Genomic DNA, 15,300 nt, shown 5'->3' on the forward strand with positions numbered 1-15,300 from the left:
AGAGCTCGTCCGAAACACGCCCCATCACCTCACCGACGATCTGCGTGCCGAGCTGGCTGGCCTGTATCTGATTCTGGAGTTTCTGCGCATCAAACCTGTTCGTCAGCGCACCATTGGCATGGTCCACATCGCGACTGTATGCCCCCGTGACACGCCCCGCATTGACCGTGATGGTGTCACTGATAGCGGACTGGCTTTCACTGCTCTCATCATGCGAACGCCCACCACCAAGAAGACCCGCAGAGTTCGCCGCCATCCCCTTGCCGATACCTACAAGCGTCTGCGACAGAGAACCGGTGATCATGCCGCTCCCGGCACCCGCTTGGAAGCCCACACTCCGGCTCTTCCATGCAGAACTGTTCTCAAGGCTGTGGGCTTCCAGACTGCCCGTATTGAAGTGGTTCTTCTCCCGGGACGCCGTGCTGGAGATCACCCCTGCTGTCAGGTTCGTATTGCCCGCAACGTCAATACCAATGCCCTGATCACCCGCATACAGGCCGGAAAGCACCTTCCCCGTCGACGCAAAATGATCCGTTGTCTTCTGGTTCTGATAGCTCGCAGAGACACTGCCTGTGGATGCACCATAAAGCGGTATCTTCACCCCAGCCGTCGCCTGCATGAAAGTACTGCGATAATCTGACGTGTTCTGCGGGCTGGTGATCTCAAGCTCCGCCGCCTTTACATCAATCCGGTGCGCATTGACCTCCGCCCCCTTCAACGTAGTCTTGCCGCCAGACGTCAGGCTGACGCTATTGGTCGCATTCAGGACCGTATCAGCCGCTGTCGCCTGATGGCTCTCCATGTTCGTCCGCTGCATCTGCCCGGAGGCAGACAGGCTGATACCAGCCCCGCTCGTGCCCACACTCGCTTCAACACCAACCGAAAGACCCTTCTGCGTGGTGTGGCTCAGGGCACTCTGACGGTTCCAGCCCGCTTCAAGATCAATATTGTTCTTTGCATCAAGACTGATGTCCTTCGCAGCCAGCTGAGCCGCAATGGCACTGATCGACCCGTCATCCGCCAGCCCCGGACGATCACCACGGGCCACGATGGAAAGCCGGTTGCCCGCTGCGGCTGTGCCGCCCAGAACCGTGCTCTGCTCCTGTTCGGAGTGGCTTTTGGTCTTCGACATGTCAAACGAGACCGACACACCGACAAGAGACCCACCACCACCATTGCTGCTGCCGTCACTTCCCCCACTACTGGAATCCTGCGTACTGCTGGGCAGACTGAACAATTGCGAGAAACCAGTATCAACGGCTGTACTCAGCCCCGTACCCAGCTGATAGGCCCCCTGCATGGCATTGAAGGTCCGCAACACGGTGCTGCCCTTGCCCTTGGCCTGGCTCGCCGCAAGAGCAGACTGCACCACGCTCCCAAGCACGGAATCCCCGGTAAGACCACCGCTCACACCGTAATAGCTGGACATGCTGTCCTGCGTCTGTTTCAGGCTCTGTGCCACCGCCCTGAACACAACCGAGGCCGCATCAATACCTATATCATGTCCGGCACTCAGGCTGGACCCGGTAATCGTGGCCGCACTCCCAGCCTTCAGGGTCAGGTCTCCCTTGCTGGCACTCACCGTGCTGGAAGTCCAGTTCGTCCCATCCCCTGTGTCAGTCTCACGGGACTTGCCATACCCAACCGAGGTCCGGCTCCCTATGTGGAATGACAGGCCACTTTTCTTCTTCTGGTAATAAGAATTCGTCGTATCTTTCAGGGCATCAATGCTCAGGGAGCCACCAGACGTCAGCGTCACATCCTGCCCGCCACTGACAGTGCCTTTCACGGACAGATCACCGCCAGCACTCATCCGGATGTTGTCATTTGCACCGACAAGACTGCCTATTTCGGTCGTGCTGTCGTTGCTGGTGGTAATGGTCTTTTTCTTCAGGAACCCCTTCTTGACGACCCTGCTGTAACTGTGATCCTCATCCGTCATGGCCTTCAGGGCCAGATTTCCCTTGGCCTGAAGGAAAGCGTCCTTTCCTGCCATGACGCCAGACCCGGCAAGATTTATGTCACCTCCCAGAGCCGCCAGAGTGACCGTTCCATCACCCATGACGCTGGACCCGATGTTACGGACAAAGCTGCCCGTCTGTGTGAAGTGACGCCTGGACACTCCACCCGCCCCATGTGTCGAGAGGGCGTCAAGATTGATGTTCTGTCCGGCCACAAGGGTGGCGTCCCCACCAGCCTTGAGCGAAGCCCCCTTGAAGAGGATGTCCTTCGCAGCACTCAGCCGGGCATTGCCACTGGCCGTGATCGTACCCTGCTGGCCTAGTGTCTGCTGCGTCCCTCCGACAATCTGGTCTGTTCTCAGCTGGCTGTCATTCACGACAGACCCTGCAAGGCTGGCAAGGGTCACATCGCCACCCGAAATGCTCCCGCCATCATTCACGAGATCACCCTGAGTGGCCACGAGATTCAGGGCCTTGCCGGATGCCATCGTTCCGCTGTTGCTTATGCTGCCCCCCTGAAGAGACAGGTCATTCCCTGCGGAAATGACGCCGCCATTGGCCAGCCTCACCTTGCCGGGAGCCAGATAAAGCTTCGGCACCAAAACCGTCTGTCCATTCACCGAGACGGGAACATACCAGACGATGTTGTCCGTCAGCCTGGACTGCTCATCCGACGTCAGGGCCTGCCCGAAGGTCAGCCCCAGCTGCTCAGACTGCCGGGACGCATTGTCCAGCAGTGTCTGCATCTGCTCATTAGCTGCCTGATAGCTTCCACCCAGGAAGGTCTGGCCCGTGGCAGAGACAATCTGCTGCTGCACATACTGCGTATCGAACCCGCTATCCCCCAGGAAACGGTAATCTCCCATGGAATGGCCCAGCCGCCCCAGCAGATAGTCCGACCCGTAAAGCCCCGCAAACGTCGCATAACGTGGGTTGGTCTCCAGCAGATAATGCACCGAAGGCGACGGGTTGGGCACTAAGAGCGTCCCACCACCCGGGATGGACGCTATGACCGCCTGCAGGCTGGCCGCAGGCACATGAAGCACGGCTCGGCCCGACAGCTCCCCCGAGACAGCCCCTGATGTGAACGCTGCTCCTCCAGGCACCATAGATGGCGTAGACGGGCTCGCAAACTGTCCTGTCTTCTCTGTAGAAGCAGAGACGTTACCCGATAACACTCCATTCGTTATCATGAGCGATGTGGACGAGCCAGAGAGCTGTCCTGTTTCATTCCTCTGATGCACAGATGCTGCTGACAAGGAACCTTCTTTGCCCGTCGGGACGAAAACACCGCTCATCAATGTCGAGTTGGACGAAGAGTGATCTGTTGGTTTCCACTCTGCAGTCGGTATACTGGGGGACGAAACCGCTACCGTAGCCCCGCTAAAACCGGGAAGAGACAAAGACTGTGCCTGCGATGAGGTCACCATTACAGGAGGCGTCTTATCTGGTTGCAATCCAGACAGGCCACCCGCTCTAGCTCCAGAAGAAACCGCAGCTACAAAAGAATCACCTGCCTGAGACTGTCCGCTCAGCCCTTCCGGTCGCCTTCCTGAGAAGGCCTCACCCGAATTACCTATAATTTTAGTCTTGCTATTAATATAACCACTGAAATTACCTACAATATTTCTTCCGGCAATAATGGTTCCACTTATTCCAGGTAGGTAGAATGTCGCCCATTCATAGGGGGCAGACCTGTGACCTTTTTTGACGTAACCATCTGTATGGCTGAAACTTGGAAAGTTTGTTGACTCCGTCTTCCAGTCACATCCCATATGATCACTACATTTTAGGAAAAAGACCCGTTTATCGGTATAACCAACATTATCTAACGTACCACCTAAAAGGGCTATATCCCTTCCTGCCGCAACGTGACCACCATCATTCACAACTCCACTACTTGTCACGAGATGCAAGTCCCGCCCTGCTGATATAAGTGGAGTAGCATTATTGGCTACAGTACGTGTTTCATCTTCAAGAACATGCGCTTCCCCACGATGATTCTTCACGCGGGTACTACGCAGGGTCATAGTCAAAAACCCTGTACCCTGCTCTCCCTTTTCATTTAAAAAACCAACAGGAATAGGAATATAAGCTTTGACACCTCTATCCGGCTTCTGCCACTCTCCTCTATTCTGATTCCAAATAGAGATATCCTTTGTAATTACCTGAGTAACCCCTCCGACAATATCATTCGTCAGTTTATTCGTGGCGATGTTTATATCACCCTCAGAACCCACAGCCGTAATCTGGCCTGACTGGTTCAGCAGAGATGCCATGGCCCCACCATTCAGGCCGCTCAGAACCATACTGCCATTCCCCGTAAGAATGGCTCCCTTGTGATTGGTCAGCGTACCGGGCAGGGTCATGGCCAACCCTGTTGCACCATAAAACAGGCCAGTATTATAAATATCCCTGTCAGAATGAACGGTCAGGGTACCGCCATTCGCCATCAGGGCTCCATCATTGCTAATGGAAGCTGCTTGCACTGTTGCATTGCGCCCAGCCAAAACACCAGCCCCAGTTGCAGTGTGATAGTCGCCCAGAATTGTTATGAAAGCGTCACGACCAGCCTGAAAGAACGCATCAACATCAGGCGTGTATGTCGTCACACTCAGATCCTGCGGCGCAATAAGAGCTCCGAGCCCATGCAGGCTATTCACTGCAAGACTCAGACTTCCTTTCGTCTGAATCGTACCAACGGACCCAGCAACCACATCAGCGAGCTTCCCTGCCCCTCCATCAATGCTCAGCACACCTGTTGCAGACTGCTGAAGAATTTTTCCGTCCGCATTGCTCAGGTGCTGCACGACAAGGTGGAGATCACCATTGGCCTGTATGGTGCCGCCCTCATTATGGACAACATCCAGACCATTCCCACCGGGCACCGCAACATTTACTCCACCTGAAACCGCATTGATCAGGCCGCCCCGGCCGTTATCAAGGCTCGAAGCTGTCAACTGTACACCCTGCTCCCCCTGAACCGTTCCACCCTGATTATTAAACGGCCGGGTCGTAGAAAGCTGTGCTACACTCTGCTTACTGAGGACTATCCCCTGCTGGCTGTTATCAAAAGACGCTGCGGTAATACTGACATTACCCAGACCCTGTATAAGACCCCCATGATTGCTGCCAACATCAGCAAACTGCGCTGTCACAGTCCCGGCATCAGACAGGATACGCCCGGCATTATTCGCAAGGGACTGCCCCTGTATGGTCAGATCACCCCGGGAACTGATTTCACCCCTCTGGTTATCAATACCAGCCCCAGACAGGAACTGGCCCCTCTGGCCATACATCTGACCAGCATTATGCACATCCCCTGCAAAGGTACTGTTCAGCCAGCCGGAAGACGCAATTTTCCCCTGGTTCATCAGGCTCTGCACCTGAATAGTCAGATCACCATCCAGTGCACCCACCGTGCCACCATTGACCAGCTGCCTCTGGCCAATCAGCCCCATACTCCCCGTTGACAGCAAGGTCCCATGATTCACGATATCGCCTTCCGACTGCACTGTCAGGCGGGCATCCTGCCCCTGCGCTTCAATCATGCCATGACTATCCAGGCCGTTTCCACCCAGCCCCAGAGCCAGCAAGCCGTTACCGGAAATAATCTGTCCACCAGAAGCAACAGTCAGACCAGAAGACTGCAGATTTATACCCTGCCCTCCCATCAGTAGGCCATTCACCGTCAACGGAGTTTCACTTAAAAGTGAAATATGTTTTGATGCCGTTATAATCGAACGAGCATCATCCTTCCAATTCAGAAGTCCCAACGCTACAGAACCGATGGCCTGTAGACTTCCACTAGCATTCTCAAGGTCAGTTACCTGCCCATCTGCAAGCCTTGGACTAAAATTATCTGTAGCATTATTAACTGTCAGATCACCACCAAGAGACAGAATCTTCCCGCTACTGTTGGTCAAACGTGCGGCGATAACATTGAGATTCCGGCTTGCCTGCAAAATGCCCTGATCGTTATAAACCTGAGCCCCATGGCGGCCAAGAGACAGATCGCCGCCAGCCTGTATTACCCCGTTCTGGTTGGAAAGCAGATCACTCTGCAGCTGTACATCTGCTTCGGCAGCAATCTGTCCACTCCTGTTATCAACCTGCCCTGCCTGAAGAATCAGCCTGCCCCCTGTTGCCTGAATGGCACCAGATTCATTCACAACCCTCGCAACGGAAAGATGCGCATCACCACCACCGATCACGAACAGGCCATTGCTATTATCCAGCTGCTCGGCAATCTGCTCTACCAGTCCTCCTGCACCGTAAATCGTGCTTGAATTCACCACATCCTGCACATTCTTCAGAGCAATAATTCCTGCCGACAGCAGCGTCCCTCCGTTATTCAGAGATGCAGCCGACAGAGCCAGCTGTCCGGCAGGATTTCTTTCTTCTATGACCCCCTGATTCCTGATCGACCCCTGGGTCGCTGTCAGGGCTATATCACCTTGATTCGACAGAATATGACCCTGCACTCCATTCTGGATGGACGCAGCCCCCACAGTCAGCCCCGTGCCACTACCCAGCAGACCATTATTCTCCAGCCCGTCTGACACAGACAGGGACATCACTTTCTGAGCCACTAGCCGAGACACCGCATCAGAGCTGTACTGGCCAAGAGCCCCCTGAAGATCACCAGCAGACTCTATGTTCCCGGACTCATTCCGCACAATATTGGCATTCAGGATCAGGTCGCCCTGACTGTTCAGAACGATACCTTTAGTATTGTAGAACTCTCCCACACTATTGAAGGTCATTCCCTTCACAGCTTGTAGGGTTCCACCCTGATTTGCCACCCTACCTGCAGTGACAGTCAGATCATCTGTCGATGTGACCGTTCCGGCATTCACCAGAACAGGCGCTACAATATTCAGATATGCACCCGAACCCTGTCCCGGCAGATGCTGCGTCTGTATCGTCCCTGTATTCCGTAAACCACCCTGCCCTGTGACCCTAATCTCCAAAGGAGCACCCAGTCCAACGAGTATAGCCTGTGCTTCATTTTCCAAAGATGCAGCCTGTATATGCGCACCTGCACCACCTCCCATCAGGCCAGCATTGCGTATATCTCCCCAAGCCTGAACATTAAGGTATTCCCGACTGCTCAGTACTGACGCGCCACTGGAAGCATAGCTGCCTATCTGGGCCGTCAGCTGCCCTTGGGCCTGTGCCAGACCCCCTTCATTATGGAAATCCCCTACCGTCAGGCTAACATCGCCCTTGCTGCTCAGAAGGCTGCCCCCCTGATTGGACAGCTTCCCCGCCGTTAAGGTTAGATTATCCGAGGACTGGATCAGGCCATTCTGATTGGAAATATCCCCGCCATGAAGCTTCAAATCCAACAAGCCAGAAGCCGCAATCAGCTTGCCACCATCATTGGTGAAGCCAGCCCCATCGAGAGAGACCGCACCCTGCTGGGCCCCCATCTCCCCGCTATTCGACAGATGCCCTGTGCTGGTCAAGGTCAGACCCGACAAACCAATCAGTGACCCGCCATTCTGAAGACCACCATCACCCAGCTGCGCCGTAACAGTCTGCCCCTGAAGCTGAGCCTTGGGCCCGCTACTCAGCTGAGCCGCATTCAGACTCAAATTGCCAAAAGACGCCAGAACACCTTCATTCTGCAGGACACCCGGAGAGGTCAGATGCAGATCATGCCCCGCTACAAGACTGGAGCCCTCACTGGAAGCATAGCTGCCTATCTGGGCCGTCAGCTGCCCTTGGGCCTGTGCCAGACCCCCTTCATTATGGAAATCCCCTACCGTCAGGCTAACATCGCCCTTGCTGCTCAGAAGGCTGCCCCCCTGATTGGACAGCTTCCCCGCCGTTAAGGTTAGATTATCCGAGGACTGGATCAGGCCATTCTGATTGGAAATATCCCCGCCATGAAGCTTCAAATCCAACAAGCCAGAAGCCGCAATCAGCTTGCCACCATCATTGGTGAAGCCAGCCCCATCGAGAGAGACCGCACCCTGCTGGGCCCCCATCTCCCCGCTATTCGACAGATGGCCCTGTGAATGAACCGTAAGAGGACCAACATTAGTTACGGCATGGCCAGTATTCTCAATGGAACCATCTGCCGACAACTGCACCGTACCGCCGTAAGCATACATGGTACCCGCATTCGTAATCGCCTTCCCAGATGCAACATCCAAGGCTTGCCCTGATTCCAATGAGCCTTGCTTACCTGTTCGTATATCTCCGTCAGCTCTTACATTCACCTGCCCCTGCGCAAGCATATGGCCATTCAGGACAAGATCACCTCGACTATCCAGATGCATGTCGCCAGCATTAGCCGCCATAGCGCCATCTACACGAACACCCGCCCCGGATTCATTAACAATCAGATAAATACTGTTGGCGTACAGCCCACCCATGGCAGCTGTATCCAATGCCAATTCAGGCTTTTTGCTTTTATCATCCGCTAGTGGTGTAGCTTCATTCGTTCCATAAACGATATGATTTCTACCCAGAACAAGATTGGCCTTCTGCGCACTGACGGGTCCTTCAATCTTGACGGAGCGTGACAGAATATCCAGCACAGGTACAGTTGCAAAATCTGCACCCCGCTGGCCAAACTGGACCGTCCCACCACTGACGGAAAAAGCCTGAACACCACCCTGTGCATTCAACTCAGGATGCCCAGTCGTCAGAGTAACACGGGATGTATTGATGAAACCGCATCCATTACAGGTCAAACCGTTTGGATTGGCAATAATGACAGCGGCCTGTTTTCCAGCAACCTCGGTATAACCCAAAATACGGCTGGGTAGTGGGCCTGTTACTTCATTCAGAATCGTTTCTGCAGCCCGACCATGCAAATTAGTGTTGCCTAATATAGCACCACCAATCTTTGTCTGCGCGTTATGTGTTGCGTTGTTTAGGATAATTCCACGTTCCGAAACATTGTAGTTTCGAAACATATTATGAGACACCCCCGCCCTATTCGGCGACACAATATTGATCTGGTCTATACCATTCTGAGTTTTGTCCAACTCAGGACGCAAACCATGAACAGAATTATCAACCACAATCTGCGGAGGAGCTTGCTGTGCTACGGCCTGTGTAACAGTAGATGCCATTAACAGAACCACAGCGCAGAACAAATTAACTGCTTTCTGCACGACTGAAAAAGCTGTCTGGCGATTATGATGCATCATTGACCGTTCCATGCTGCTCACATCCGTACCCCTGCATTAAAGAACGTAATCAAGCCTTCTGCTGGCAAAGCCCCTCGGGCGAGGGCGTGGGTAAGGATCACATCCCAGAAGAGAATCCCCCCCGTCTTGCGGATACCCAGCCCCACACCAGCCATTTCTCCACCCTTCAGAACGGCTGGCGTTGCCCTTGACAGAAAACCGGCACGAACCACGCCGAAGTCCAGTGCCCCGTAAATCTGTACACCTTTTAGAAAAACCCTGCACGCCACAGTATAGGCGCCACATTTCATAGTATCCGTTGGCGGAGACCATGAAACGTCATTGCGCATGTAGCCACCATTATTGCCAATGAACTCCTGATCTAGAAATCCACGGACAGTATAGGGACCACCGACCTGCAATTCATTTGTCGGGTTCTGGTCATGGGAACTTATTTCCGCATGCATGGTCGTATGCCACAGCCAGCGGGGGGCGAAGGGAACGTATCCGTCAATATCCAGTGTCGGCTTTACATAGGCCGTGTGAGGCTCATCCCGGGCGGGGTTGGGGTAGTAGTTCCATGTACCGGCCCCATCAACGCCAATTTTTACGCCACCCGTAATGTACCAGCTACTGGCCAGTATCTTGAGTGATTCACTGATGCTGGCATTCACATAGGCCTGACGCCCGCTCTGGCTGAAAATGCTGGTGTGATTGACCTGAGACCCGAATGTCTTCCGTTCGAAAGAGACCTGTCCTGTCGTCACGCCAACGCTGTTACGCCAGAGCGTCCTGGAGAAGCCGACCTGCCAGTCGGTGCGTGAACCATTCAGGTGATATATTTCAGTCCCGGCCAGTAACGGATAGGCATCCTGCGACTGCCACCATGACCCGAAGGCCGTCCAGTAGCCAAAAGGCACGGACCCATTAGCCGACAGAAAGGACGTTCCTCTGGCTCCATGATCTGGCCCCCGCAGAGAATGATCATATTCCACCGACCACATGTCCAGCAGACCCAATGGGTTCTCTGCCATCAGCAGAGCATGTCCTACTGTGCGACCCGTTACTTTCTGACCATTATTGTCTTCCCAGAACTGGCCATGCAGAATACCCTGTGCCGGGGCATTCACGACCACACGGGAGGCACCGGCTGCCGAGCCGGGCGTAATCTTCATCTGCGCACCGAAATGCGGCAGGCGGTTCATCTGCTCCACGCCCTGTTCAAGGTCCCGCAGATTAAGGATATAACCTTTCAGGCCGGGGAAAGCCATGTCCGGCACCAGCCGGCGGCTACGCCCCTGCATGTCTATGCCTCCCAGCCGCCCTTCCACTACAACAACAGAAAGCTCACCACTGCTCAGCTTCTGTTCCGGCAGGTAGGCCCGGGACGTGATATAGCCTTTGCGGACGTAAGCCTCATTTATCCTGTTGATCAGGCCATTCAGGTCACTGACGCCAAGACATCGCCCTTCATACCCTGCGGTCATATGTCGCAGCTTTCCCGCAGAAAGATGCGTCGCCCCACTGATGCTCACCTTACGGATGAACATGCAGGCTGGTGAGGCATCCTGCGGGGTCTGTTCAGGAGCAACCTTTACATTGGCAGAGGGAGGCGGGAGAGAGTCCAGCTGCTGCTGATGCTGGCGGAACCGCTGGAACTGGTCCTGCGAAGACCCCGGCCCGGCACCCAGCCCCGGAATAATCGGCGGTGCAGAGGCCAGAGAGGGCGCAGCCTGCGCTCTCCCCACACAGGCTGCACCCATGGCCAGTGTCAGACCAAGACACCATGCCACGACCATACGGACAGCCGCCCGCATACTCCCGATGAGTTCTGGCATCAGAGCACGCCAGAAAGGTCGCAAGACCAGTCCATGATTGACCTGCCGCTTTTAAGATTTAATCAGTGCCGAAAAGGCGAATGCTGTATCCAGCCATCAATCTGCTTCATCGCCGCATCAGCACCATCAAGCGCAAAATTGATTGTCAGGATGCCTGCCGACACCTTGTCCACCATAATGTGGCCCGTTTTCCCCCCGGCGAACTGCTCTGCCTGAGCGGAAGATATATCAGCCGACGCCATACAACCCGTTGAAATGCAGGACTGCCATTGCAAACGGATGGGGCTCTGCCCCTCCACGGCAATACGGGCATCCGTCCTCAGGGAAAGAGCAAGCGGAACCATTGCCGTTACACGCCACGGACGCTTCGCAATCGGTTCTTTATCCACATCCTCTGTGGCACGAGCCATTATGACAGCCCCCAGAGGCTCTGCCTTGCCGCCTTCACCTTGCATCATGAGACTCTGCTGCATCAGACAGAACTGAGGCCCCTTTGTCGGGTTGTTCGGTGGGAATACGCAACGATACCCCCACTCTCCCGCAGTGCCAGACATGACAACTGGTGAGGTCTGAGCCGTATCAGCTGCCCGGACGACAGAAGCTCCTGCTACAGTCAACACTGAAAACGCCACAATACCCAGCATCTGCTTCATTATCCGACCAGCCATTGCGCGCTCCCTGCTATTCTCGTGCCGTACAGAATCCAATCGAAACGATTTATACACTACTATGACATTATTATGAAATGTTTTTGTAACGTTATCGAAAGCCACATGCAGCAAACAAGCCAGCGATCAAAAGTCAATTTTTGTTCAAAACTGTTTATTTCAATAAAGCCATCCCTAATAAGGCAGGCATAATCACCTGCACCATCAAGCCCATCTCCCAGATCGAACAGAAACAACTTGGCACGCCCCTTAGTAGGGCCTATATTATGCTCATAGTGAGTATAAACCTTGATAAGGACCTCTCCATGATGCAGGGCATCGCCACCTCTCCGTCCCGTGCGGCATTATACAGCCCCGTGGCCTCTCTTATGGCCCGGCAGGACTGGGAGCGGCTTTTTGCAGATGACATCGAGGCCATTCTTGAGCTGAAGCGCAAACATAACGCTGTCATCCTTGCCCATAACTATCAGACACCGGAAATCTTCCATTGCGTGTCCGACATCCGAGGGGACAGTCTTGCTCTCGCCCGTGAAGCCCAAAATCTGGAGCAGGATGTCATTATCATGGCGGGCGTCCATTTCATGGCCGAGACAGTCAAACTGCTGAACCCCACCAAAACCGTTCTCATCCCCGACGCTCTGGCTGGCTGCTCTCTGGCTGAAGGCATTACGGCAGAGAATGTCCGTACCCTGCGGGAACGCCACCCCGGTGTGCCAGTTGTCACCTATGTGAACAGCTCTGCGGCCGTAAAGGCCGAAACGGATGTCTGCTGCACCTCTGGCAATGCCCGCCGTGTCGTGGAAAGCCTCGGCGTACCAGAAGTCATCATGATCCCCGATGAATTCCTTGCCCGGAACATCGAACGGGAAACAGGCATCAAAATGCATACATGGTCGGCCCGCTGCGAAGTTCATGAACGGTTCACGCCGCAGGAAATCCGCCAGTATCGGCGTATGCATGGCCCGCTGCATATCATTGCTCATCCAGAATGCTCACCCGATGTCGTGGCAGAAGCCGACCATGCCGGGTCCACAGCCAGCATGATGGACTATATCGCCGAGCATAAGCCCGAAAAGGTCATGCTCATCACGGAATGTTCCATGAGCGACAATCTCGCCGTCATGCATCCCAAGGTTGACTTCATCCGCCCCTGCAATCTCTGCCCGCATATGAAGCGCATCACCCTGAAGAACATCCGTCAGGCTCTGGAAACCATGAGCACGGAAGTCACCATCCCGGCTGAACTTCAGGAACCGGCCCGCCGCTCTGTCGAGCGGATGCTGGCCATTAAGTGAAGGACCGTCCCATGCAGGGACATATCCTTTCCCGCTATGCGGGCTGGCCCGTCATCGTTGGGGCCGGGCTGGCCGGGCTTATGGCGGCTCTGGAGCTGGACGGCCCCTGCGTACTGCTTGCTCCTTCCTTCACAGGAGAAGGGACATCCAGCACCCTCGCCCAAGGGGGTATGGCTGCGGCTGTCGGCCTTGATGACAGCCCCGCTAGCCATGCCGAAGATACGCTCAAGGCTGGGGCCGGGTTATGCGACCCCGCCATCGTACAACGTATCACCGAGGCGGGACCTCAGGCTGTCGAAACCCTTCTACGGCTCGGCGTCCCTTTAGCCCGTGATGAAAACGGCCGGCTTGCCCTCCATCTGGAAGCCGCCCACAGCCATAACCGAATTATCTTTGCCGGTGGCGACCGAAGCGGGCAGGTCATTCTGCAGCATATTCTTCAACAGGCTCAAAAAAAGAAGAATATCCACTGGCTACAAGCCACGCTGGAAGGGTTCCATGCCCCTGATGGGACAATGCAGGGCCTATGGTCATCTGCCGGGTTCATCCCCACACGACACTGCATTCTGGCCAGTGGAGGTTGTGGCGGGCTGTATCAACACACCACCAGCCCGCTCGCCAACCGGGGCATGACGCTCGCTCTGGCAGCGCAGGCAGGAGCCACAGTACGGGACATGGAGTTCACGCAGTTCCATCCCACAGCTCTCGTCACGCCGGACCAAACCAGCCGCCTCTCACTCATCAGTGAAGCCGTGCGAGGGGCCGGGGCCGTGCTACGGCTAGATGATGGCCAACGCTTCACGGAAGAACTTGCCCCCCGTGATGTCGTCAGCCGGGCCATTGCTGCCCAGCTACGGGCGGGCCGCACCGTCTTTCTAGATGGCCGCTCCCTACCGGGCGAACCTTTCAGCACACGCTTCCCCGGCATCACGCAAGCCTGCCGAAAGGCCGGTCTTAATCCGGATACTCAGCTTCTGCCCGTTCAACCCGCCATGCACTACCATATGGGCGGGCTGAAAGTGGACCAGACAGGCCGTACCACCCTCAAGGGGCTATGGGCCTGCGGAGAAGTCGCCTGCACTGGCCTGCATGGGGCCAACAGGCTCGCCAGTAATTCCCTGCTGGAGGCTCTGGTCTGCGGACAATGGGCGGGGCAGGATGTCAACGCCCATCAGGATACAGCCCGCTCGCTCATCACCACGGCACCAGAACGCCCCACCTTCACGACGGACTGGCCTTTCCGGGCTGAAATGCAGCAGCATCTTGGCATTCTCCGTACCCGTAAGGGATTGGAAGAGTTCTTAGGCCGTACCCTGCCTCTGGCCCGCCAGAATCTCTGTGCTCTAACAGCCTCCTTCATCGGCTGGGCCGCTCTGCATCGCCCGGAACAGAGGGGCGCACACTGGCGGGAAGATACACCCGGCCTGCAACCACCCCGTCATCTCGACCTGCACATCAACGACCTGCCCCTGTAACCCCCTCCTGCCCTCCATTTTTCAGGACATTATCATCATGGCCCTCGATACGCTTTTCCTGCCCGACCTACTCTGGGAACCAGTCATCACCAACGCCCTGCGGGAGGATTTCGGCACGGGTGGGGACGTCACCACGCAAGCACTCATGCAAGGCAAACCCATATTGAGGGCTTCCTTCGTCGCCCGACAGGATGGACGACTAGCCGGGCTGCCCGGTGCCCGTCTGGCCTTCACCCTGCTGGATGGCAGCACACGCTTTACAGCCTTCAAGCAGGATGGTGACGGCATCACCCGTGGGGATATTCTGGCCGAAGTGGAAGGCCCAGCCAGTGCCGTTCTTGGTGGGGAGCGTGTGGCCCTCAATCTGCTATCCCACCTTAGCGGGATCGCCACCACAACGGGCCAGATCGTGGACTCTGTAGAAGGCACGGGGGTAAGCATCTGCTGCACCCGCAAGACACTCCCGGGCCTGCGGGCCCTGCAGAAATATGCCGTCCGAGCCGGTGGTGGCAGCAATCACCGCCACAGGCTGGATGATGCCATCATGCTCAAGGACAATCATCTGGCCCTGTTTGGCAGCAACATCCCCGCTGCTCTGGCTGCTGCCCGCCAGCGGGCCGGACACCTCATGAAAATCGAACTGGAGGTAGACTCACTCACCCAGCTTGCCGAGGCCCTGCAATGCCCTGATGGACCAGATGCCTACCTGCTGGACAACATGACACCGGCCATGCTGCGGGAAGCTGTAAACATGATTGAAGGCCGTGCCATTGCCGAGGCCTCGGGCGGCATCACCCCCGCCACCGCCCGCAGCATTGCGGAAAGTGGCGTGGATATCCTCTCACTCGGCTGGCTGACCCATAGCGTGAAAGCTCTGGATATCGGGCTGGATATCCGTACCGCCTAAACAACGGG

6 protein-coding genes are annotated in these 15,300 nt (G+C 55.7%); 3 read left to right on the forward strand and 3 right to left on the reverse strand.

Annotation, left to right across the window (positions count from 1 at the left end; translation table 11 throughout):
- The 3 genes from CPA57_RS05290 to CPA57_RS05300 all read right to left on the reverse strand — a co-directional run.
- Window positions 1-9,130: two-partner secretion domain-containing protein (locus CPA57_RS05290; RefSeq protein ID WP_182081853.1), on the reverse strand; the 9,130-nt coding region annotated here is incomplete at its 3' end.
- Window positions 9,131-9,147: 17 nt separating this feature from the next.
- Window positions 9,148-10,947, reverse strand: a complete 1,800-nt coding sequence (locus tag CPA57_RS05295; RefSeq protein ID WP_229709286.1) for a ShlB/FhaC/HecB family hemolysin secretion/activation protein — start codon at window positions 10,945-10,947, stop codon at window positions 9,148-9,150.
- 62 nt (window positions 10,948-11,009) lie between these two features.
- Window positions 11,010-11,615, reverse strand: coding sequence for an invasion associated locus B family protein (locus CPA57_RS05300; protein WP_182081854.1), 606 nt, complete (start codon window positions 11,613-11,615; stop codon window positions 11,010-11,012).
- Window positions 11,616-11,923: 308 nt separating this feature from the next.
- On the opposite strand from CPA57_RS05300, the gene nadA reads away from it, so the two are divergent.
- The 3 genes from nadA to nadC are packed head-to-tail and all read left to right on the forward strand — an operon-like array spanning window position 11,924 to window position 15,292.
- Window positions 11,924-12,910: a quinolinate synthase NadA gene (gene nadA, locus CPA57_RS05305; protein WP_182082081.1), complete on the forward strand. Its 987-nt coding sequence runs from the start codon at window positions 11,924-11,926 to the stop codon at window positions 12,908-12,910.
- An 11-nt stretch (window positions 12,911-12,921) separates the two neighbouring features.
- A complete protein-coding gene (locus CPA57_RS05310; RefSeq protein ID WP_182081855.1) occupies window positions 12,922-14,385 on the forward strand; it encodes an L-aspartate oxidase in 1,464 nt (487 codons plus the stop codon).
- A 37-nt stretch (window positions 14,386-14,422) separates the two neighbouring features.
- Entirely contained in the window at window positions 14,423-15,292 is an 870-nt protein-coding gene (nadC, locus tag CPA57_RS05315) for a carboxylating nicotinate-nucleotide diphosphorylase (RefSeq protein WP_182081856.1), read from the forward strand.
- The last annotated feature ends 8 nt before the right edge of the window (window positions 15,293-15,300 follow it).

The sequence above is a fragment of the Bombella favorum genome, assembly GCF_014048475.1.
GTDB classification, from domain to species: Bacteria; Pseudomonadota; Alphaproteobacteria; order Acetobacterales; family Acetobacteraceae; genus Bombella; species Bombella favorum.